This is a genomic window from Marilutibacter penaei, from assembly GCF_014145395.1.
Lineage (GTDB): Bacteria > Pseudomonadota > Gammaproteobacteria > Xanthomonadales > Xanthomonadaceae > Marilutibacter > Marilutibacter penaei.
Genome location: NZ_JACHTE010000002.1, coordinates 212,389 through 233,878, shown reverse-complemented (window position 1 = coordinate 233,878; position 21,490 = coordinate 212,389). Strand labels below are relative to the sequence as shown.

At 68.7% G+C, this 21,490-nt stretch carries 11 protein-coding genes; 6 read left to right on the top strand and 5 right to left on the bottom strand.

Annotated elements, in window-relative coordinates; translation table 11 throughout:
- Window positions 1-5 precede the first annotated feature (5 nt).
- Entirely contained in the window at window positions 6-1,571 is a 1,566-nt protein-coding gene (locus H4F99_RS03360) for a DUF1501 domain-containing protein (RefSeq protein WP_182668309.1), read from the top strand.
- 77 nt (window positions 1,572-1,648) lie between these two features.
- Here H4F99_RS03360 and H4F99_RS03355 read toward each other — a convergent pair whose 3' ends face one another.
- Window positions 1,649-3,514, bottom strand: a complete 1,866-nt coding sequence (locus H4F99_RS03355; RefSeq protein WP_246371219.1) for a D-(-)-3-hydroxybutyrate oligomer hydrolase — start codon at window positions 3,512-3,514, stop codon at window positions 1,649-1,651.
- Between the two features lie 99 nt (window positions 3,515-3,613).
- Between H4F99_RS03355 and H4F99_RS03350 the strand changes: the two genes are divergently transcribed.
- Window positions 3,614-4,279 carry a response regulator transcription factor gene (locus tag H4F99_RS03350; protein WP_182668308.1) on the top strand — a complete coding sequence of 222 codons (666 nt, stop codon included), beginning with the start codon at window positions 3,614-3,616 and terminating at the stop codon, window positions 4,277-4,279.
- Between the two features lie 288 nt (window positions 4,280-4,567).
- Complete coding sequence (locus tag H4F99_RS03345) at window positions 4,568-5,041, top strand: hypothetical protein (RefSeq protein WP_182668307.1); 474 nt, start codon at window positions 4,568-4,570, stop codon at window positions 5,039-5,041.
- Between the two features lie 24 nt (window positions 5,042-5,065).
- Here H4F99_RS03345 and H4F99_RS03340 read toward each other — a convergent pair whose 3' ends face one another.
- A complete protein-coding gene (locus tag H4F99_RS03340) occupies window positions 5,066-8,395 on the bottom strand; it encodes a PAS-domain containing protein (protein ID WP_182668306.1) in 3,330 nt (1,109 codons plus the stop codon).
- A 78-nt stretch (window positions 8,396-8,473) separates the two neighbouring features.
- On the bottom strand, window positions 8,474-10,855 hold the full coding sequence (locus H4F99_RS03335) for an arylsulfatase (protein ID WP_220481012.1): 2,382 nt from the start codon (window positions 10,853-10,855) through the stop codon (window positions 8,474-8,476).
- A gap of 365 nt (window positions 10,856-11,220) precedes the next feature.
- Between H4F99_RS03335 and H4F99_RS03330 the strand changes: the two genes are divergently transcribed.
- Together H4F99_RS03330 and H4F99_RS03325 are read left to right on the top strand one after the other, a co-directional pair.
- Entirely contained in the window at window positions 11,221-11,634 is a 414-nt protein-coding gene (locus H4F99_RS03330) for a hypothetical protein (protein ID WP_182668305.1), read from the top strand.
- Window positions 11,635-12,173: 539 nt separating this feature from the next.
- Window positions 12,174-15,353: an arylsulfatase gene (locus H4F99_RS03325; RefSeq protein WP_220481011.1), complete on the top strand. Its 3,180-nt coding sequence runs from the start codon at window positions 12,174-12,176 to the stop codon at window positions 15,351-15,353.
- 181 nt (window positions 15,354-15,534) lie between these two features.
- On the opposite strand, the gene H4F99_RS03320 is transcribed toward H4F99_RS03325, so the two are convergent.
- Both H4F99_RS03320 and H4F99_RS03315 read right to left on the bottom strand, forming a co-directional pair.
- On the bottom strand, window positions 15,535-16,215 hold the full coding sequence (locus H4F99_RS03320) for a hypothetical protein (RefSeq protein WP_182668304.1): 681 nt from the start codon (window positions 16,213-16,215) through the stop codon (window positions 15,535-15,537).
- Between the two features lie 1,010 nt (window positions 16,216-17,225).
- The gene (locus H4F99_RS03315) at window positions 17,226-19,439 is read right to left on the bottom strand and encodes a TonB-dependent receptor (protein ID WP_182668303.1); all 2,214 of its coding nucleotides are present in this window, start codon (window positions 19,437-19,439) and stop codon (window positions 17,226-17,228) included.
- A gap of 203 nt (window positions 19,440-19,642) precedes the next feature.
- On the opposite strand from H4F99_RS03315, the gene H4F99_RS03310 reads away from it, so the two are divergent.
- A complete protein-coding gene (locus H4F99_RS03310) occupies window positions 19,643-21,046 on the top strand; it encodes a GntP family permease (RefSeq protein WP_182668302.1) in 1,404 nt (467 codons plus the stop codon).
- The last annotated feature ends 444 nt before the right edge of the window (window positions 21,047-21,490 follow it).

The following is a 21,490-nucleotide window of genomic DNA, read 5'->3' as shown; positions in this document are numbered from 1 at the left end:
CGATGATGAAGACTGTCGAAGAGAGTCGTCGCCGCTTCCTCAAGGGCTGTGCCGCCAGCGCCGCGATCGGTGCCGCAGGGCCGGGCCTGTTCTTCTCCGGTCCTGCCGCGGCTGCCAACGGCTACGACACCGTGGTGTCGGTGTTCCTGCGCGGCGGCATGGACGGCCTGAACCTGGTGCTGCCCATCAGCGGCAACGACCGGGTGCATTACGAACAGGCACGCCCCGACATCGCCATCGCGGCCACGGGCACCTACGGCGCGCTGCCGCTGACCCTGGCCGGCGGCGGCGCCACCGGCTTCGGCCTGCACCCCTCCGCCACGGGTCTGCGCGACCTCTGGAACGACGGCCTGCTCGGCATCGTGCACTGCGCCGGCCTGCTGACTTCGGTCACCCGCAGTCACTTCGACGCCCAACTGTCGATCGACCTCGGCACCCCGGGGCGCCAGGGCACCGGCACCGGCTGGCTCGCACGTGCGCTGGACAGCCAGCCGGGCGTCACCGCGTCGCAGTCCATGACCGGCCTCGCGGTCAACAGCCGCCAGCCGGCCAACTTCAATGGCAGCACCGCGGCCCTGACCATGGGCAGTCCCGGTGACTTCGCCCTCAACGCGGGGGCATGGTCCTGGCAGAAGGTGCGCGACAACTCACCGGCCGGCCTGGTGGGTGTCAACGAGATGCTGGAGACGCTGTGGGAAGGCCAGACCGGCCTGGAGCGCGCCGGTGCCCGCGCCGACAACGCCCTGCGCGTGGTCGCCCAGCAACCGTATGCCGGACTGCCCCCGGAATGGCCGACCAGCACCTTCGCCCGCCAGCTGTGGACGGTCGCGCAGTCGATCCAGATGAACCTGGGCCTCCGCTACGCCACGCTGGACCTGGGCGGCTGGGACACCCATGACGGCCAGGGCTCGGCCGGCAGCGGCTACCACTACTACCAGAACAAGATCTCCGAGCTGTCGCAGGCGCTGGCCGCGTTCCACGCGACGCTGGCAGCCAGTGGCCACCTGTCCCGTGTAACGACGGTGGTCCAGTCCGAGTTCGGCCGGCGCGTGCGCGAGAACGCCAACCGCGGCACCGACCACGGCTACGGCAACCCGATGCTGGTGATGGGCGGCACGGTCAACGGGCGCAGGCTCTACGGCAACTGGCTGGGGCTGGACCCGCAGGTGCTCTCGCCGTACTACGGCGACGTCCCGGTGACCACCGACCACCGCCGCGTGCTGTCCGAGATCCTGATCCGCCGCATGCGCAACCCCAACCTGGGCACGGTGTTCCCCGGATACGGCGGCTACACGCCGCTGGGGATCATGAAGGGCAGCGACATCGCGCCGGTCGGCATGGCTGCGGCGGCCGCGCCGGTCGCCGTCGCCGCGCCCACGGCCCCGAACCGACGCCCCGCCACGCCAGCGCCCCGTGCGCCGCGACCGGCCCCTCGCCCGGTGCCCCGGCAGCCGGCGCCGTCTCAAACGCCCGCTCCGACGCCGGAACCGGGCTGGATCGAGCAGGTGCAACGGGAGGTGCGCGGTCTGTGGCAACGCGCCGAGCGCCTGTTCGACGACGTGATGCCCTGACCTGACGCCTCGTTCTGGCCCTCTCGTCGTGACCGCCCTGGCTCGATCGGCCAGGGCACGGCGGTGACCGCCCGGCCTCAGTCGGGCAGCGCGAGGTGCCCGGCGGTCAGTGCGTTGCCCGCGCCACGCGGCGTGGTGGTGATGACCGCATCCGCCGGCAACGTGCCCTGCCCGTCCAGGTGCGCCTCGACGCGGTCCAGCGCCGTGTACACATAGGGCAGCAGCGGCAGATAGCGGGCGGCGTAGTCGGGGAAACCGAGGAAGGCATCGAAATGCTGGGCGTGGTCGACCTGCCAGTAGCGCACGTCGCGGCCCGCGGCACGGGCCATCGCCACGTAGGGCTGGCTGCTGAAGGCCACCGGGATGAGGCCGTCGTGCAGGCCGTGGACGACGACGACCGGCAGCCCCTCGCGCGGCGCCGACGCGCGGATCGCGGCGACGCCTGCCTGCACGCGTCGGGCATCGGCGGTGTCGCCGGTCCAGAGGGTGCGCAGGCATTGCAGGCCAGCGAAGGCCGGGTCCGGCAGCGCAACCGGCGTTTCGGTAATGACCACGCCAGCACCCGGCGGGATGCCGCTGGCATCGGACCACCAGGCCGTGCGTTCGTCAGCCGTCGCCGGCCGCGGGGCGAAGTTCGCATCCAGCGCGGCGAAACCGAAGCCACAGGGGTGTTCGCCCGGGGCGTAGCGCCCATAGGCGGAGGCGTAGGTCACGGCGACCGAGCGCCACAGGTCGAAGCCGGCCGAAAGCGCACCCGCGCGCAGGGCCTCGTCCGTCCAACCGCTGGCGTTGAGCCGGCGATGCGCATCGACGGCCTGCGCCGCGGCATCATCGCCGTCCACCAGACCCGCCTGCTTCAGTGAGGCGCAACGCACCAGCCCGACGGCGCCCACCTGCGCCGCCAGCGGCGGCTGCGGGAGCGGTGCGAGCGCCGGGTCGAGCAAGGCGCAGGGCATCAGCAGCGCGGCCTCGGTGGTGTAGTCGTAGAGGCTGCGGCCGCCGTCCACGTCGATGTTCGGTTCGCCGGCCACCACTGCGTCCAGCCAGTCACCCTCCAGCTCGGCCGCGCGCAGCACCGCGCCGCCGCCGTTGGAGATGCCTACCGCGATCACCCGCGTGTTGTCGAAGGTGAAGGGCGCCAGGTCCGGCCGAGCGGCCTCCAGCGCATGCAGCGCGTACTCGGCGGCCTGGCGCACATGCCGGCCCCAGTCGGCTTCCGGGTTGTCGCCGGAATGTGCGTGCTTGACCGCGACACCCTTGACGCCGTCGGCCGCTGTCGCGTCGAGCGCCGGCTGGAACGCCTCGGCTTCGGCCTGCACCGTGCCGTCCGCCGCCACGCCCAGGCCGGCATCGAGGTCGAAATAATCCGAGCCCGCGGCCTTGTCGGTGTGCGCCACCGCGCAGCCCTTCGGCAGGCCCCAGGCACTCGCGACCGCGATTGCGCCGTACACGCCGCGCGAACCCGACGCCGCGGTCACGACCACGCAGCGCTTGCCGGCATCGAACGCATCGGGCACCTGCACCACCACGCGGTGAGGCTGGCGCGCGCCGTCCAGCGTCGCCAGTGCGCTGTACTCGCGCCCCGGCACCGCCGCGGTGCTGCCATACACGTCGCCGTAGCCGCCCCCCGGCGCGAGGTCGGCGATGCCGCGCCAGCTCGACCAGATCGCTCGACGACGCAGCTCCGCCGGCGTCGGCTGTGCGGCATCGGCGAAGGCCGGCGGCGTCATCACCCGCAAGCCGTCCAGGCCCAGCCCGGCGGTCAGCAGGTCGTCGCCGTCGCGATGCACGGTCACCCGTTCGGCGCTGATCATGCTCGACACGTCCTCCCCCGCCTCATGGTCGTCGGCCGGGATGCTGGCGCAACCGCCGCCTCCCACGGCCAACAGGGCAAGCAGGCAGGCCGCGATGCGGGTCGGCGTCATGACGGTGATCGTATCCATGCACGCAGCCTAGCAATGCCATGGGCCGCGCCCATCGTACTTATGTACGAGCAGGCGCGCGCGCCGACCCGCGGAGCGGGCTGCTAGGCTGGCGGCACGATGTCCCGCCTGCTGATCGCCGACGACCACCCGCTGTTCCGCGCCGCCCTCCGCCAGGCGTCGGCCGATGCCGTCCCCGGCGCCAGCGTGCAGGAGGCCGATACCCTCGAGGCCGTCATCGCCGTGCTGGAGGCCGACGCCGACGTCGACCTGGTCCTGCTGGACCTGCACATGCCGGGCAACCACGGCCTGGCCGGACTCGCCGCGATCCGCACGCAGTATCCCGGCGTCGCGGTGGTGGTGGTCTCCGCCAACGACGACCCGCGCGTGGTGCGCCGCGCGCTCGACCACGGCGCCGCCGGTTACCTGCCCAAGAGCGCGGGCCTGGACGAACTGCGCGACGCGATCCGCGCCGTGCTCGCCTGCGAGCAGTGGCTGCCGGCCGCGCTGCGCGGCGCCGTTGCCCGCACCGAGAGCGCGCGCGCCGACGCCGACCTCGCCGCCCGCCTTGCCAGCCTGTCGCCGCAGCAGTTCCGCGTGCTGACCCTGGTCGCCCAGGGCCTGCTGAACAAGCAGATCGCCGACCGCCTGGACGTGCAGGAACGCACGGTCAAGGCCCACCTGTCGGCCATCTTCGAACGCCTCGGCGTGCGCAACCGCACCCAGGCCAGCGTGGTCCTGCGCGAGCTGGAACTGTCCGACCCCAGCCGCCAGGTCCCCGGCTGAGCCTGGCGCTTTTTTCACCAAACCGTCATGCAGGACGGCCCGGCAAGGGCCCGGGACGGTTATCCACAGCTTCGTGCACCCTCCATCCACACCGGCTGTGGAAAACCGGTACCGCCCGTCGGCGGCTCAGTTGCGCCGGCGTCATCGGTCCCGAGTCCCCGAAGTTCGGCCACCCGGGCAGGGGCGACGCGCCGTCGATCGGGATAAGCTGCCGGCAGCCGCATGGCAGGTCCGGCCGCGCAGGCCCATACGCCGGCCCGATCCAGAGAGCACAGACAGGGGGAACGCATGAAGCACGCCATCGTCGCCGCACTGGCGATATCCGCGGCATGGGGGATGCACGCGCTGGCCGCACCACCCGCGTCCACAGCGATCGAGTCGCTGGTCGACGCCGAGTTCAGATCGCGGGCCGCCCTCCATCAGGGATGGCTCACGCTCGAGACCGTCCAGGTCGTCTGCAAGGAGCGCGTACCGGAAATGGCCACGGCCCACGCCGCGGCGATGGATCGCTGGCTCGTCCGCAACCAGGCGGCCGTGGACAGCGCCGCGACATTTCCCGGCTGGATGCGCCAGAGGATCAGGGAAGCCGCCCCCGACGACGAGGCTTCGATGGCCGCGTGGGACGAGATCTTGGCAAGAACTCGAAAAACGACCCTCGACAACGTGGTTGCAGAGGTACGCGCATCGGACGGGGATCTCTGCAGAGGCTTCGTATCGCGATTGGACAGTGGCGAAATCGAGATGGCGAACATGCCTCGTTGACCGGGACCGCCCGTCGTCGTCGCCCTACGCGCCACGCGCCGCCAGCAGCCGGTCCAGCACCGACTTCAAAGCCAGCGGCTTGAGCGGCTTGACCACCAGCGGCCAGCCCGCCTCCTGCACGGCCCGGCGCACGTCGTCGCTGGCATCGGCGCTGAGGATCAGCCCGGGGCGCGGCCCGAAGCGCGCGCTCAGGCGCTCGGCGACGGCGACGCCGGTGTCGCCATCGTCGAGGTGGTAGTCGAACAGCCAGAGGAAGGCATCCTCGCGCTCGAGGGTGCGCGCGGCTTCGTCGCCCGTGGTCGCGGAGGCGACGCGGTAGCCCCAGCGTTCCAGCAGGCCCACGAGCGCGGCCAGCGCCTGAGGGTCGTTGTCGAGCACCAGCGCGCTGCGGGCCGGGGTGGCCAGTGCGCCGGCCGGTGACGGCACCGCGTCGGGCGCACGGGCACGTGGCACGCGGACGCTGAACACCGTGCCGCGGCCGGGCGTGCTGCGCAGGCCCAATGGCGTGCCCAGCAACTGCGCGATGCGGTCGGCGATCCACAGGCCGAGGCCCAGGCCCTGCCCCGGCGCGCGGTCGCCGCGGCGGAATTCCTCGAAGATCACCTGGCGTTGTGCCTCGTCGATGCCCGGCCCGGTGTCCAGCACTTCGATGCGCAGGCCATCGCCATCGCGACGCACGCCGAGCAACACCGTGCCGGCCGGCGTGTAACGCACCGCATTGGCGAGGAAGTTCTGCAGCACGCGCCGCAACAGCTGCGGGTCCGAGCGCACCCACGCCGCGGTTGGCACGCAGCGGAAGCGCAGCCCGCGTGCCGCCGCGATCGCCCCGAACTCCGAGGCCAGCGGCTCCAGCACGTCGGACAGCGGGAAGTCGCGCGGCTGAGGCACCAGCCCGCCCGCCTCGATCCGCGACATGTCCAGCAGCCCCGACAGCAGGTCATGGGTCGAATCCAGCGCACCGCTGATCTGGTCGACCACCTCGCGCTGCGGCGTGCCCACCTGTGGTCCCAGCGCGTCGGCGAACAGCTGCGCGGCATGCAGCGGCTGCATCAGATCATGGCCGATCGCGGCGAGGAAGCGGCTCTTGGCCTCGTTGGCGCGCTCGGCCTCGCGCGTCGCCGCCTGCAGGTCGGTGGTGCGCGCGACCACGCGCTGCTCCAGCGTCTCGTTGGCCTGGATCAGCCCCGCCTCGGCCCGTCGGAACTCGGTGACGTCGGTGAAGGTGGCGACGAAGCCGCCGCCCGGCATTGGATTGCCGCGGATCTCGACGATGCTGCCATCCGGCAGCACGCGCTCGCTCAGGTGCACGGTGCCGGCCCGCATGTAGGCCAGCCGGCGCTCCAGCGCGCGCTCCAGGTCGCCGTCCGGCGGCACCTGGCGCATCGCCCAGCGCGCGAGGTCGGCGATCGGCCGCCCGACCTGCAACAGCTCGTCGGGGAAGCCGAACAGCTCCACATAGCGCCGGTTCCATGCCACCAGTCGCAGGTCGGCGTCGACCACGCTGATGCCCTGGCTCATGTTGTGCAGTGCCGCCTCCAGCACGCGCTGGTTGAAGCGCAGGTCGGCCGAGGCCTCGCCGACGATCTGGGCGACGGTGTCGAGCCCGCTGCCGGCCTCGCGGCGCGCGGCGTCCAGCAGCACGCGCGCCGAGGCCGAGCCCAGCACCGCCGCCAGCTCGCGCTCGATGCGCGCCTCGGTCTCCGGCGCGACCGGTCCGCTGTCCGGCGCGCCCTGCAGCAGTTGCAGCACCCGTTCGCGCGACAGGAAGCGCAGGCCGGCGTCACGCAGCGCGCGCGCGTCCAGCCCGCGCATTGCCCGCCGCGGCGATTCACGGCGCCAGGCCGACACCAGCACCGTGACCAGGGTGCCGACGAACAGGCTGGCGCCCACCGCCCGGCCCAGCCGGCTCCAGCCGGTCAGTCCGAACAGGCCGTCCGGCGACAGCCACTGCCAGCCGAACGGGCCCGCGCTTCGCCAGCCCGCGGCCGGCTCACCGCCAAGCATCGGCACCAGCAGCACCCAGGCCCACACCGCGAAGGCGGCGACCACGCCGGCCACCGCCGCGCGTGGCGGCGTCTGCGGCCGCCAGACCGCGAAGGCCAGCGCCGGGGTCAACGTCGCCAGCGCGGAGAACGACACCGCGCCGACATCGGCCAGCACGTCGCTGCCGGCCACCACGCGGCTGTACAGCCAGGCCAGCAGCATGATCACGACGATGCCCGCGCGTCGCAGCGCCAGCACCCGGCCGCGCAGGTCGCTGCCGTCGTTGCGCGCCCAGGCGCCGCGCAGCAGCCCGGGCGCGAACCAGTGGTTGCCGATCATCAGGCTGAGGGTCAGCGTGCTGACGACCACCATGCCGGTCGCCGCGCTCAGGCCACCGAGGAAGGCGACCAGCGCCAGGCCTTCATGGCCTTGCGACATCGGCAGCGCCAGCACGTACAGGTCCGACGGCACCTGGTCACCCAGCAGCACAGTGCCGGCCTTCGCCAGCGGCAGCACCGGCAGCGCAATCAGCACCAGGTACAGCGGGAACAGCCAGCGCGCGGTGGCGACGTCACGCTCGCTGCGGCACTCCACCACGCCGACATGGAACTGGTGCGGCAGGATGAACATCGCCAGCGCGCCCAGGAACACCAGCGGCATGAACCCCGCCCCCGGCACCGGTGTTGGCGGCGTCACCGGCGCCGTGGCCGGCAGCGCCACATCGCCCAGCCCCCACCAGACGAAGGCGCCGATGGCCAACATCGCCAGCAGCTTGAACACCGACTCCAGCGCCATCGCCAGCACCAGCCCGCGGTTGTGCTCGGCGGCGCTGGCATGGCGCGCGCCGAACAGCATCGCGAACACCGCCATGGCCAGCGCCACGTACAGCGCGCCATCGCGCCACGGGGCATCCCCGGCCACGGCGACGCGCCCGGCGGTCAGCATCGCGAAACTCATCGCCACCGCCTTGAGCTGCAGCGCGATGTAGGGCACCAGGCCCAGCGCGGCGACCAGGGTGACCGTCGCGGCCAGCCACGCGTCCTTGCCCAGCCGCGTCGCGATCAGGTCGGCCAGCGACGTGGCGTTGGTCTCGCGCGCCAGCCGCACCAGCCGCACCATGAAGGCAACTGCGAGGGCGTAGAACAGGATCGCGCCGAGGAAGGTCGGCGGCAGCGGCCAGCCGTGGCGTGCCGCCTGGGTGACCGTGCCGTAGAAGGTCCACGAGGTGCAGTGCACCGCCAGCGACAGCGCGTAGACATGGCGCCAGTGCCGCGCCCACACGGTCGGCACCCGCTCGGCATACAGCGCAGCACCGAACATCAGCGCCAGCCACGCCAGGCTGGCCAGTGCGACGACGGTCAGCCCGAGCATTGAAGGGACGAAGGCGGCATCGGCGCAGGATAGCGCAGCAGCCCCCGGTGCCGGCCAGGGGATGCCGCAGGATGACGCTTATTCCAGGTACTTCACGTCCAGCCGGTCGATCCGGCCATTGAAGGCGAATGGCTTGCGGTCGAAGTAGGCCAGCGACACCGGCGAGTAGCTGTCGCGGCCGACGTCGAACGCGTCGTTGGCGGTGAACGCGAGCGGCGCGTGCCGGGGCACCCGTCCGCTGGCCACCGCCTGTCCGTTGACGCGCACCTCGACGTCCATCGGACCGGCATGGCCGGTGTCCGCCTTGCGGGTCTCGACCTCGATCGTGACCTTGCCCGTCGGCAGCGGCGAGGAGGACGCCAGGTGCGTCCGCTCGATCTCGAACAGGTTGTACTCGTAGTTCAGCGTGCCGTTGTCCACCCACAGCGCCACGCCACCCGAGAACGCGCCCAGGGCGTACAGGACGCCCTGCGAGTCGGACGCAAGCTCGGCCTGGATGGTGACCAGGCTGTTGCGGGCGCCGATCTTCGGTGCCGCGAACTCCGGGACGCCGACGACTTCCTGGGTGTACTGGAACGAGGTCGCCGGATTGGACGGTGCGTCCTCGGGATGGAAGACCACCGACCACAGGCCGCCGCCGACCGGCCAGACCTTGTTCTCGCGGGCCACCTTGTCGAAGTCGGCCTTCAGGGCTTCGAGCCGGTCCGGATGCGCGGCCGCGACATCGTTCGCCTGCGAGTAGTCCGCGCCCAGGTCATGCAGTTCCCACGCATCCGCGTCCGGCGACCACTTGAAGATCGCCGGATCCAGGCCACTGCTCCAGGGCGTCCGCGGCCCGAACACCGAGGCGATCCAGCCGTCTTGGTAGAAGGCACGGCTGCCCATGATCTCGAAGTACTGACTGGTCTTGCGGCCGGGCTCGGTCGCCGAATTGAACGAGTACGCCATGCTCACGCCATCCAGCGGGTCCTGGCTGATGCCGTCGACCAGCCTGGGCGCGGTGATGTCGAGGACGTCGTAGATCGTCGGCACGATGTCGTTGACGTGGTGGAACTGCGGGCGCGGGGTGTCGTCAGGGGTGATCTTCCCCGGCCACGACACCACCAGCGGCGTGCGCGTGCCACCGAAGTGCGCGGCGACCAGCTTGGTGGAACGGTGCGGGGTGGAGCCCGCCCAGGCCCAGCCGGCGTGGTACATGTTGTCGGCCTTGGGCGAGCCGAGCACGTCCAGGCCGCCCAGCTCGTTCATGGCCCGGATGTGGTCCTTGATCTCGGTCTGGATGCCGTTCTGCGCCAGCAGCTCGCTGATGGTGCCGTTCTGCCCTTCCGCGCTCGAGCCGTTGTCGCCCCACACGTAGAAGATCAGCGTGTTGTCCCGCACGCCCATCTCGTCCAGGGCCGCGAGCAGGCGGCCGGCCTGGGTGTCCGCGTGCTCGGTGTAGCCGGCGAACACTTCCATCAGGCGACGCTGGAAGGGCTTCTCGTCCTCCGGGATGTCCGCCCACGCGGCGAGCGAGTCGGGCCGCGGCGTCAGCTCGGTGTCCGCCGGGATCCAGCCCAGCGCCTTCTGGCGCGCGAAGATGTCCTCGCGCATCTGGTCCCAGCCGCCATCGAACTTGCCCGCGTACTTGTCCGCCCATTCCTTGAAGATGTGGTGCGGACCGTGCGACGCACCCGGCGCCCAGTACATGAAGAAGGGCCGGTCGGGCGTGAGTGCATGCACCTGCTTCATCCACGACACCGCCTTGTCGGTCATGTCCTCCGTGAAGTGGTAGCCCTCCCGGCCGTGCGAGGGATCCAGGCGCACGGTGTTCTCGACCACCGCGGGCTCCCACTGCGAGGACTCGCCGGCGAGGAAGCCGTAGAAATAGTCAAAGCCGATGCCCTCGCCCGCCGGCCAGTCGGTGTACGGGCCGACGGCGGTGGTTTCATTGGCCGGCGTGTTGTGCCACTTGCCGAACGCCGCGGTGGCGTAGCCGTAGTAGCCGAGCACCTTGGCGACCGTGGCCGACGTGCGCGGGATGCGGCCCGAGTAGCCGTCCCAGTCGTTCGCCAGTTCGGCGATCTGGCCGTTGCCGACCCGGTGGTGGTTGCGACCGGTCAGCAGCGAGGCGCGCGTGGGCGAGCACATCGCCGCATTGTGGAAGCGGTTGTAGGACACCCCCTCCTGCGCCAGTTTCCCGAGGGTCGGCGTGTGGATGACGCCGCCATAGACATCCGGCAACGCGGGACCGACGTCGTCGAGCATGATCACGACGATGTTGGGGGCGTTGTCCGGCAGCGGCGAACTCGCCGCCCGCGGGCTGTAGTTCGACTGGGCGATGGTCGGCCCTGCCGTGCTGCCCGAGGGCGTGGGCGGGAACGGCAGCGACTCCTGGGCGGTGGCGGGCAGGGCCAGCATCAGCCCGGTCGCCACCAGCATGGCGACGCCACCCGCGATACGGGGGAACCTGGTGTTCACGGAATCTCCTGGTCAGTTCAGGGGGCCTGACATCGACCCGCGTGGCTACTCCCCAGCCCAGGTCGCGTGTTCATGCTCGGTCGCGGAATGTCGAGGGTTTGTGAAAAGCGCCCTGCCGCACCACGGCATGCACTGCCCCGATGGCATGACGCCCCTCCCGGGGTCCGCGAGGATATCGGAGGAGATGCCGAGGGTCTTCGCCTCCACCTGCTCCCGCTTGGCCGCTACGGCGGCACGCGCCTGCGTTCGCATCGACCGGGGTTCGCCAGCACGCGGGGACGCTTGTTCGTCCACGCGAAGTCGCCCAGGATGGGATTGCCGACGGGGACGCGCCATGCGGGCGCGGGTCGGCCAGGGGAAGACACATGTCGACGGAGAATCCGTACATCGCGCCCACCGCCGAGGTGGGCACCGCGCCGGCCCCGGTGCCGGCGGAGGTGCTGAAGAAGATCAAGCACGCCTGGATCGCCGGCGCCGTCTCCGGCAGCATCACCCTTGCACTGGTGCTGGCCTCCATGGCCGGCATCGAGGCCCTCGGTTTCACCGCCTGGGAGTTGCTCGACGTCGCCCTCATCGCCGGGCTGGTGTTCGGCATCCATCGCAAGAGCCGGACCTGCGCGGTCGCCATGCTCGTGTACTTCATCCTGTCGAAGATCCTGATCATGATCGAGGGCGGGCGACCGACCGGCCTGCTGATCTCCTTCATCTTCATCTACTTCTATTGGGGCGGCATCACCGGCACCTTCCAGTACCACCGGCTGCAGAAGCGGGGTGCTTGAACCCGGCCCGTCGGGCGCGGGCATGCGGTAGCGGGAGCCTGTTCGAGGCGCCGGGGACGGCGGTCAACGGCGGGCATCGGCAGGCTCGCGGTCGGGCGAGCCGATGCCCGCGGCCGGGTGCCGACCCGCTCGCGCACGAGCACTCCCATGCTCGCGGTTGGGCGCCGCCCTGCTCGTCGCCGGGCAGGGGAATGCCCGACCGCGAGCATCCGGCGGCTCGCTTGCGAGGCCCCTGCTGCCCGCGCGCGAGGGGTGGAGTGCTCGCTGTCGGGCGGTGGGGTGCCCACCGTCGAGGGGTGTGGTACCCACCGTTGAGAGGTCGGGTGCCCGCCGTCGGGCGTACCGACGGGGTCGCGCGAGCAGTTAAGGGCTCGTGCGACCCCATGCCGATGCGCGTGCGCGAGCAGGTGGACGCTCGCGCACACGCCTGCCGGGGCCCTCGCGCGAGCATTGCCGTGCCCACGAACAGGGTGCGCCGCTTCCATACGCCACCGGTTTGCCGGTACGGGCCGGCGTGCCCTACCCTCGACACGCCGGCCATGAAGGCCGGTGCCGGTCATGACGACCGATTGGAAACCCCACGCACCCAAGGAGAAAGGAATATGGGTCAGAACCTGGTGGATACCCACCTCACGCCCGACGACTGGGCGATCGTCGACGAAGCCATCGCCCGCATCCAGGCCACCATCGAACCGCTGATGGTCCCGGTCACGCCCACGGACAAGAAGTTCATGGTCAAGATGGGGAACGGTTCGGAGGTGTTCTGCCGCACCGCGCTGGAGGTGATGGGCGAGAACGTCGCGCTGATGCCGCGCAGTTTCGACCTCGAGGAGATGCGCCGCGACCTTACCTCGCATGATGCGCTCAACGCCCGCATCGTCAAGCTCATGCGGCTGTTGGAGAAGATGCGGAATACCGAGATGGCGCTGGGCAGCGACGTGATGGTGGCGTCGCTGGAGGGCTATGCGGTGCTGAAGGCGGTCGGCAAGGGCGAAGGTGTCCGGGCCTTGCGGAAGATGCTGTCGCGACGCTTCGCCGGCAGCGGCCGCGCCGCGATGCGCCGGACGACACGCCGGACGAGAGGCCGGAACCGGCGGGCTGAGCCGGGGCCTCTGCAGGCAGGAAAGCCCCGCGCATGCGGGGCTTTCTCTTGCCGACCTTTCACTGCCCAGGCCTCAATCCCTGTTCACGAACCTTTTACGCGGGCGCCGGCACCCTGCCCAGTGTCTGGACGCGAGGGGACGCGCAGGCACAATCCATATCACTCGAGCGCCGCGACAGCATCCATGGTCGCCCGGCGCATGTGTGTTCCGAGGGCCGCTGCCATGACCAGGATGCATCCGATGAAGCCATGCCTTTCCATGCTGTCGCTCCTGCTGGGCGCCGCCCTGACCATCGCCATGCCGCAGGCATCGGCCCAGACGTCGGGAGCATCAGGACTTTCGTCCATTCCGGACCGGCGTCCCGGAGAATTCAACGGGCATATCAGCGAGTACTTCAAGGACTCCGAACGGGACTTCCCGTTGAACCCGACACCGCCGGCCGGGGCACCCAACGTGATCCTCATCCTGCTCGACGACGTCGGCTTCGGTGCGACCTCGACCTTCGGCGGTCCCGTGGCCACGCCTGCGCTGGACAAGCTGGCGGCACGTGGGTTGCGCTATACGCAGTGGCACACGACCGCTCTGTGTGCGCCGACCCGCGCGGCGATCCTCACGGGCCAGAACCATCACGAGGCCGGCTTTGGCGGCATTCCCGAGGTAGCCACCGGCTTTCCGGGCTACAACGGCATCCTGCCGGACACATCGGTGACCGTGGGCCAGATCCTCCGCGACAACGGGTACAACACCGCGTGGTTCGGCAAGAACCACAACACACCGGATTACGAGACGAGCCAGGCGGGCCCATTCCGCCAGTGGCCCAACGCAATGGGCTTCGAGTATTTCTATGGTTTCATCGGCGGTGACACCAACCAGTGGGCGCCCGCGCTGACGGAGAACACGCGTCCGGTCGAGCCGCCTGCGGACGATCCGGACTATCACCTGACGACCGATCTCGCCGACCGCGCGATTTCGTGGATTCGCAACCAGCAATCGACGGCGCCGAACAAGCCGTTCTTCGTGTACTTCGCGCCGGGTGCCACCCATGCCCCGCACCACGCTCCGAAAGCATGGATAGACCGTTTCAAAGGTCAGTTCGACCAGGGCTGGAATGCCGTCAGCCGGGAGACGTTTGAGCGGATGCGGGAACAGGGCATCATTCCGGCAAGTGCCCGCCATAATCCGCTGCCTGGCGAAGTAACGGACTGGGACGCGCTGGAAGCGGACCGCAAGAAGGTCTATGCCCGCATGATGGAAGTCTATGCCGGTTTCCTCGCCCATACCGATCACGAGATCGGCCGGATGCTGGATGCCGTGGAAGACCTCGGGGCGGCGGACGACACCCTGGTGATCTACGCCGTCGGCGACAACGGCGCCAGCGCCGAGGGGGGGTTCACGGGGACGCTCAACGAGATTGCCGCGGACTTCAACAGTTACCGCCCCGACGTGGTTGCCGACGCGATGGGCCGTCTCGATGAGATCGGCGGCCCGACCACCTACAACCATTATCCGGTGGGCTGGGCCATGGCCATGAATTCGCCGATGCGACTCGCCAAGCGCCAGGCTTCGCACTTTGGCGGTACCCGCAATGGGCTGGTCATCGCCTGGCCGGGCCACATCGACGACGAAGGAGCCCTGCGTACGCAGTTCCATCACGCGGTCGACATCACCCCGACGATCCTGCAGGCCACCGGCATCCAGGCCCCGCGAACGGCGAACGGTATCGAACAGAAGCCCATGGCGGGCGTCAGCATGGCCTACACATTCGATGCAGCGGGCAAGGATGCGCCCAGTCGGCGGACCACGCAGTACTTCGAGATCGGCGGAACGCGTGCCATCTACGACAACGGGTGGATCGCTGCGACCACCCATGGCCTGCTTCCCTGGTCGGACGAAGCCTCGGAGTTCGACTTCGAGAACGATCCGTGGGAGCTGTACGACCTGAGCCAGGACTTCACCGAGTTCGAGGACGTTGCGCGCCAGCATCCGGAGAAGCTGGCCGAACTGAAGGCGAAGTTCATGGACGAAGCCCGGAAACGACAGGTCCTGCCGCTCAATGACCAGAATGCTGCCCTGTTCAACGCGCGGGTTGCAGGGCGTCCAGCAGGGCCCGTGGAAGGCCTGGATACCCTGACCTATTACCCGGGCATGGTCCGGCTACCCGAGGGCAGCGCACCCGATGTAAAGAACCGCTCCTACACGCTCACGGCCGATATCGAAATCCCGGCGGGCGGAGCCAACGGGATTCTTGTCACCCAGGGTGGCCTGTTCTCGGGGTGGGCCCTGATGCTGCAGGACAGCCGTCCGGCCTTCGTCTACAACTGGATGCAGGAGGACTTCACCACGATCTCGGGCGACCCTCTCCCTCCGGGCAAGCACACCGTGGCATTCGACTTCACCTACGACGGTGGCGGCCTGGGCAAGGGAGGTACCGGCGTGCTCACCGTCGATGGCAGGCAGGTGGCCCAGCAGCGCATCGAACGAACGGTTCCCAATCGCTTCTCGCTCGACGAAACGATGGACGTGGGGCAGGACACGGGCACCGCCGTCAGTCCGGACTACCGGGTTCCGAATGCCTTCACGGGCACCCTCGAGAAAGTCGTTGTGGAACTGAAGTAACCCATCCCTGGGGCCAGGGCGGGCTGGCCTCCTGGAAGGGCCCTTGGCAACGACCCAACGAAAACGGCGAGCCTGAGCAGGGGGGCCAAGGAAGCCCCGCGCATTCGGGGCCTCCAGCATGAGGGGTGCGAAAGAAGCAATCGCAAGAGCCAGGGATTGCGCGGAACATACGTGTGTCCAGCTACCCCTCCATGCATGCGGACGCCTTTATAGGCCGCGCGCCTCCTCGCCCCAAGAGCGTCACCGGAGGTGGCTCGTCAAGCACGGGGCGCTTCCAGCGCCGCCACATTTCCTGCGCCTCTCGTTCGGCCATCGAGATCTCACCGGACGTCGCCATCACACGCAACTCGCCCAGGCGACGTTGAATCAATGCACTGACGTTGGTCCACTCAGGCTGGCTTGCAACAGGCGCAATCACGTTCTGCGCGTGAAGGTAGAGCGCCATCGATGCCTCGACATCCTGTCCCGCAGCCGGGGCAAGGAGGGTCGGGAAGTGCTCGTGCGAACGGGGCGAGTACGCTGCGGCGAGTGCGAGGAGTGCCACAAGGTCCCCCTCAGCCGCTGCTCGCCGTGCAAATTCCGGAGCCTCGCCCCGATAGGCGATCATGGCTTCCGCTTCACCCAGCATGTTTGCGCCGTTCAGTCCATTCCCGAGCGCGTAGTTCCGCATCGAAGGCACATGACCTGACTGGGCAGCCATCCTCCAGAGCTTTGCGACCTCACCCGGCGGCGCCGGCAGAACCCCATCGCAGTGTTCGGCATCGGCCAGGATGCGGCCGGCGCTCGGCGGCAGCGTTACCTGGATAGTCACCTCACCCGGAGAGGGCGAGTCGGCCTGTTGGCCGGCTGCGGCGCCATCCATGGACGCAATATTGGAAGCTGCGCGTTCACACGCAGCGTACTCCAGAGCCAGCCTGCAGGCCGCGCGTCCATCCCCTGCATACGCGCGCGCAACCAGCTCGTCCAATGTCGCCCGCAAGGGGCGGCCCAAGGGTGGAAGGGGCTTCACCGATGGAAGTGATCCAACGTCATCCCGCCCACCACTTGGCTCCGACAAGTCGTCTGAATGCTGGTGTTGAGCTGATGCCAGAGCACTGTCGGCTCGAGACCGCTCGTTATCCTTTCGCCAGTCGCGCAACACCAACATCGAGGCCAAGCCAATCGAGAGCAGCCCTAGGAAAGCCCAGCGTTTACGCACCCCGCACCTCCAAGTGAGAAGGGCGCCGACGGACCACTCCGCCGGCGCCCATAATCGAGTGCCACCTTTACTCGTAGTTGATCGTGCAGACCTTCTGACCCGCACTGTCTGAACATACGACTCCAACTGCGTGGTTCTGCCCCGATGGCGGACCTGGGTCCACGACGGTGACGGAGAACATATCAACCCGACTCAAGAAAGAAGCGAGATTCACATCGGTTCGGCCCCAGAATGAGTACCGTCGCGCCGTGTTCGCTCCTCCTGTGACGTCATCGGCAGATTCTGGTATGAGATTACCGTTGTTATCTCGTGCGGAATCTTCGACACGCTCCCACTCTTCCGTGGCACCGTCATACCGGTATTCCGCTCTAGTCCCGTCGACAGATTGGCTCCTCCTTGAACATCTGCCGGTCCCGAGCGCCAACTTAGTAGCTGGATATCCGGAAACTAGTCCATAGGCGCCGTATCTCGCTTTGCCGAAGATGTCGAAAGCCACTCTGTGCGAGCGTCTCCATGGCGAAGTGCGACAGAAGTGCGAGACAAGAAAGCTATCGATGTAAAGGAAGACCAGAAGGGAGGGATCTAATCAAGGCCTTTGACTGAAGGGATTCGTCGGCGTCAAACGAAAACGGCGGGCATGTGCCCGCCGCCTCCGTCCAACCGCTTCGGGCCGGTCAGAACTCGTAACGCGCGCTCAGGCTGATCTCGCGCGGTGCACCGTAGAACCCGGTCAGGATGCCGAGCACCGGGATGTTGTAGCCCGTGGTGCGGTACTCCTCGTCCAGCAGGTTCTTGCCCTGCAGCGCGAAGCTCAGGTCCTCGTTGGCGTTCCAGATCACGCCCGCGCTGAGCAGGCCGTAGCCGTCCTGCTTGATCGCCTCCGACAGGTCGGTGGTCGGGTAGACCTCGCTCTGGTAGCTGTAACCGACGCGCGTCGCGATGTCGCCGCCATTGGACAGCGGGATCCGGTACTCGACGTTGATCGCGCCGGAGAACTCGGGGGCGTTGGTGAACTTCTGGTCGTCGGCCACGTTGACGCCGCTGGTGATGAACTCGTCGTAGCCGGTGTCCAGCCATGCGAGGTTGCCGTTGATCGACCAGTTGCTGGTCGGCAGCCACTGGTACTCGACCTCCACGCCGTTGACCGTGCCCTCGCCCGCGTTGGTGAAGTCGCCGAAGAACGCGTCGTCGACGCCGTCGCCGTTGGAGTCGTAGGCGGTGAACACCGACAGCTGGATGTCCTTGTAGCGGTTGTGGAAGGCCGCCAGGTTCAGGAACAGCGACTGGTCGAGGAAGGCCATCTTGCTGCCGATCTCGTAGCTGTCGACGACCTCGTCGTCGAACGGCTCCGCCGAGCTCGGCACCGCGACCGCGTTGGCGCGGATGTTGTAGCCGCCCGACTTGAAGCCACGCGAGGCCGAGCCGTACACCATGATGTCCGGCGTCACGTCGTAGTTCAGCGCCACCTTCGGCGAGGTGTTCTTGAAGTTGATGGTCTTGTCGAAGTCCGACACCGTGGCGATCGGCGTGGTGAAGGTCGCGTCGCTGTAGGCGCGGTTCAGCACGTCGGCGCGCTTCTCCTCGTCGGTGTAGCGGGCGCCGACGTCGAGATGCAGGCGGTCGGTCAGGTCGAAGGTCCAGTCGGCATACAGCGCCACGCTGTTGGTATAGACCGTGCCCTGGGTGTCGCCGAAGGACGCATTGAGGAAGTTGTTGAGCACCTGGCCGCCGGCCTCGCCGTCGAACCAGTACAGGCCCATCACGCCGCGCGCGCGGCCGCCGGCATCGTAGTTGACCTGAAGTTCGTTGCTGACCTGCTCGTCGCTGTAGAACGCCTTGACGTCGGTGATCGGCGCGGTGGTCAGGTCGAAGTCGATGTTGGTCTCGGTGTCGGACTCGCGCTTGGCGATGACGTACTTCAGCGAGAAGTCGTCGTTGATGCGCCAGTTGGCGGCCGCCGAGATGCCCTTCATCGAAGTGTCGTTGATGTTCGGCATGCCGTTGCGGACGTCGTAGCGGTCGTCCAGCGGCGGGAACGCGCCGTACTGCGGGAACAGCAGTGTGTTGAACGGGTTGGGCGCCAGCATCTTCGCGCCGCGCACCCCGGACTGGTCGTCCATCCAGTCCATGTTGACGTGGATGTCGAAGTCCTCGCTGACATAGGCGCCGAGCTCGACGCGCGCGGCCAGGATCTCCTTGTCGCTGACCTGCTGGTCGGTGACGAGGTTCTCGCCGTAGCCGTCGCGGTTGAGGCTGGCGACCGCGACGCGGCCGCGCAGCGCACCGTTGCCGACGGAACCGCCGATGCCGGCCTTCACGTCCAGCTGGCTGTTCGTGCCGACGGTGATCGAGCCGAAGCCTTCAGTCTCCTCGGACAGGCCGCGCGAGACGTACTTGATCGCGCCGCCGATGGTGTTCTTGCCGTACAGCGTGCCCTGCGGGCCACGCAGCACTTCGATGCGCTGGACGTCGAACACGTCGAGCAGCGCGCCCTGCGGGCGGGCGATGTAGACGTCGTCGAGGTAGATGCCGACGCCGGGATCGACGCCCCACAGCGGGTCGGACTGGCCGATGCCGCGGATGTAGGCGGTGACCGTGCTGCTGGAGCCGCGGGCGGCATAGATGGTCAGGTTGGGGACTTCCGAGTCGAGGTCGGAGATGTCCTCGACGGCGAGCGTGTCGAGCGTGTCGGCAGTGAACGCGGTGACCGCGACCGGCACGTCCTGAAGGGTCTCCTCGCGCTTGCGGGCGGTGACCACGACGGTGTCGAGGTTGGTGGCGCTGGCGCCGCGCGCGGGATCCGTCGAGGTGGTGCTGGCGTCCTGTGCCCAGGCGGCGGGCGCGACCAGCGCACAGGCGATGGCGATGGTCAGGTGCTTGCGGTTCATGCGTGTCCTCTCCCCAGGTGCAAACCGGTGTCGATGCGTGGTGTGAACGTGCCGGCGGTGTACCCCGCCATGCGACACAGCCTAGGCACCGGCCCCGGGGGCGGCATCTGTACCTTCGGACAATGCCCACGGCCGCCGCGGGTGCCGAGACTGCCCCTGTCGCGGGGACCCCAGGTCCCGGCCTGCCACTTGGGGAGCACACGATGGAGTTTGTGGTCGTCCTGGGAGCGCTGTGCTTCCTGATGTTCGTCGCGTACCGCGGCTACAGCGTGATCCTGTTCGCGCCGGTGGCGGCGCTGGGCGCGGTGCTGCTGACCGACGCGTCGCTGGTCGCGCCGATGTTCACCGGCCTGTTCATGGACAAGATGGTCGGCTTCATCAAGCTGTACTTCCCGGTGTTCCTGCTGGGCGCGATCTTCGGCAAGCTGATCGAGATATCGGGCTTCTCCAAGGCCATCGTCGCCTCGACGATCAAGCTGCTCGGCGCGGAACGGGCGATGCTGTCGATCGTCGTGGTCTGCGCGCTGCTGACCTATGGCGGCGTGTCGCTGTTCGTGGTCGTGTTCGCGGTCTACCCCTTCGCCGCCGAGCTGTTCCGCCAGGGCGACATCCCCAAGCGGCTGATTCCGGGCACGATCGCGCTGGGCGCCTTCACCTTCACCATGGACGCGCTGCCGGGCACGCCGCAGATCCAGAACATCATCCCGACGGCGTTCTTCGGCACCGACTCCTGGGCCGCGCCGGTACTGGGCACGCTGGGCGGCATCTTCATCCTGATCGTCGGCATGAGCTACCTGGAGTCGCGTCGCCGCAAGGCGGCGAAGGCCGGCGAAGGCTATGGCGACCCGGCGACGCTGGTGAACGAGCCGGCGGCCTTCACCCACGGGGTGCTGGCCAATCCCTTCGTCGCGATCCTGCCACTGGTGCTGGTCGGGGTGTCGAACAAGCTGTTCACGATGTGGATCCCGCGCGTCTACGGCGACAGCCACAGCTTCGACCCGGCGGTGATCGGCAATGCCGCGCCGGTGGTGCAGGAGGTCTCGAAGATCGCGGCGATCTGGGCGGTCCAGGGCGCGCTGCTGGTGGGCATCATCACCGTCATCGCGTTCGCGTGGAAGCCGGTGATGGCGAGCTTCGCCGAGGGCACCAAGAGTGCGATCGGCGGCGCGCTGTTGGCGTCGATGAACACGGCGTCCGAGTACGGCTTCGGCGCGGTCATTGCCGCGCTGCCGGGCTTCCTGGTGGTCGCGAACGCGCTGGGCTCGATCCCGAATCCGCTGGTCAACGAGGCGGTGACGGTGACGGCGCTGGCGGGCATCACGGGCTCGGCATCGGGTGGCATGAGCATCGCGCTGGCGGCGATGGCGGATACGTTCATCGCGAACGCGAACGCGGTGGGGATCCCGATGGACGTACTGCACCGGGTGGCGTCGATGGCGTCGGGTGGCATGGACACGCTGCCGCACAACGGGGCGGTGATCACGCTGCTGGCGGTCACGGGGCTGACGCACCGGCAGGCGTACAAGGACATCTTCGCGATCACGGTGATCAAGACGCTGGCGGTGTTCGTGGTGATCGGGTTGTTCTATGCGACGGGGTGGGTTTGATGCGTAGTTGCGCTGCGTAGTTGCGCTGCGTAGTTGCGCTGCGTGGCTTCGGACGGAGCCGCCGACCGCCGGTCTGGGGGTTGCTACGCCCTCCTGACGACGTCGTGTCTTTAAGTCGGGGCGCAGGCCATCCATGGCCTGCTCTCCGCAACCCCCAGACCGTCGATCAGCGTCTTTCGTGACCATGAAGGTCGACGCTTCGTGAGCTTTTCCTACAAGCGCTAGCAAACTTCGCGGAAGACGGTGGGGATGGGAGTCTCTTGACCGTGCGCGGCAAGGGTCCGGCGCATTGCGCCGGACGGGTGGGCCATGGATGGCCCACCCCGGTCTTGCCGTCTGCGCAGGATCGCGCAGACGAGCAAGCCGCGCCCGAGCCCCATGGGTGAGGCAGCGCTTTTGCGAAGCATTGCTTCGCGCGCAGCCGAACGCCCGGAGGCTAGGCCG

Coding starts and splice junctions, on each gene's coding strand:
- H4F99_RS03310 (WP_182668302.1), top strand. CDS start 19,643: ATGGAGTTTGTGGTCGTCCTGGGAGCGCTGTGCTTCCTGATGTTCGTC.
- H4F99_RS03345 (WP_182668307.1), top strand. CDS start 4,568: ATGAAGCACGCCATCGTCGCCGCACTGGCGATATCCGCGGCATGGGGG.
- H4F99_RS03330 (WP_182668305.1), top strand. CDS start 11,221: ATGTCGACGGAGAATCCGTACATCGCGCCCACCGCCGAGGTGGGCACC.
- H4F99_RS03315 (WP_182668303.1), bottom strand. CDS start 19,439: ATGAACCGCAAGCACCTGACCATCGCCATCGCCTGTGCGCTGGTCGCG.
- H4F99_RS03350 (WP_182668308.1), top strand. CDS start 3,614: ATGTCCCGCCTGCTGATCGCCGACGACCACCCGCTGTTCCGCGCCGCC.
- H4F99_RS03360 (WP_182668309.1), top strand. CDS start 6: ATGAAGACTGTCGAAGAGAGTCGTCGCCGCTTCCTCAAGGGCTGTGCC.
- H4F99_RS03340 (WP_182668306.1), bottom strand. CDS start 8,395: ATGCTCGGGCTGACCGTCGTCGCACTGGCCAGCCTGGCGTGGCTGGCG.
- H4F99_RS03325 (WP_220481011.1), top strand. CDS start 12,174: ATGAAGGCCGGTGCCGGTCATGACGACCGATTGGAAACCCCACGCACC.
- H4F99_RS03355 (WP_246371219.1), bottom strand. CDS start 3,514: ATGGATACGATCACCGTCATGACGCCGACCCGCATCGCGGCCTGCCTG.
- H4F99_RS03320 (WP_182668304.1), bottom strand. CDS start 16,215: ATGGATGGCGCCGCAGCCGGCCAACAGGCCGACTCGCCCTCTCCGGGT.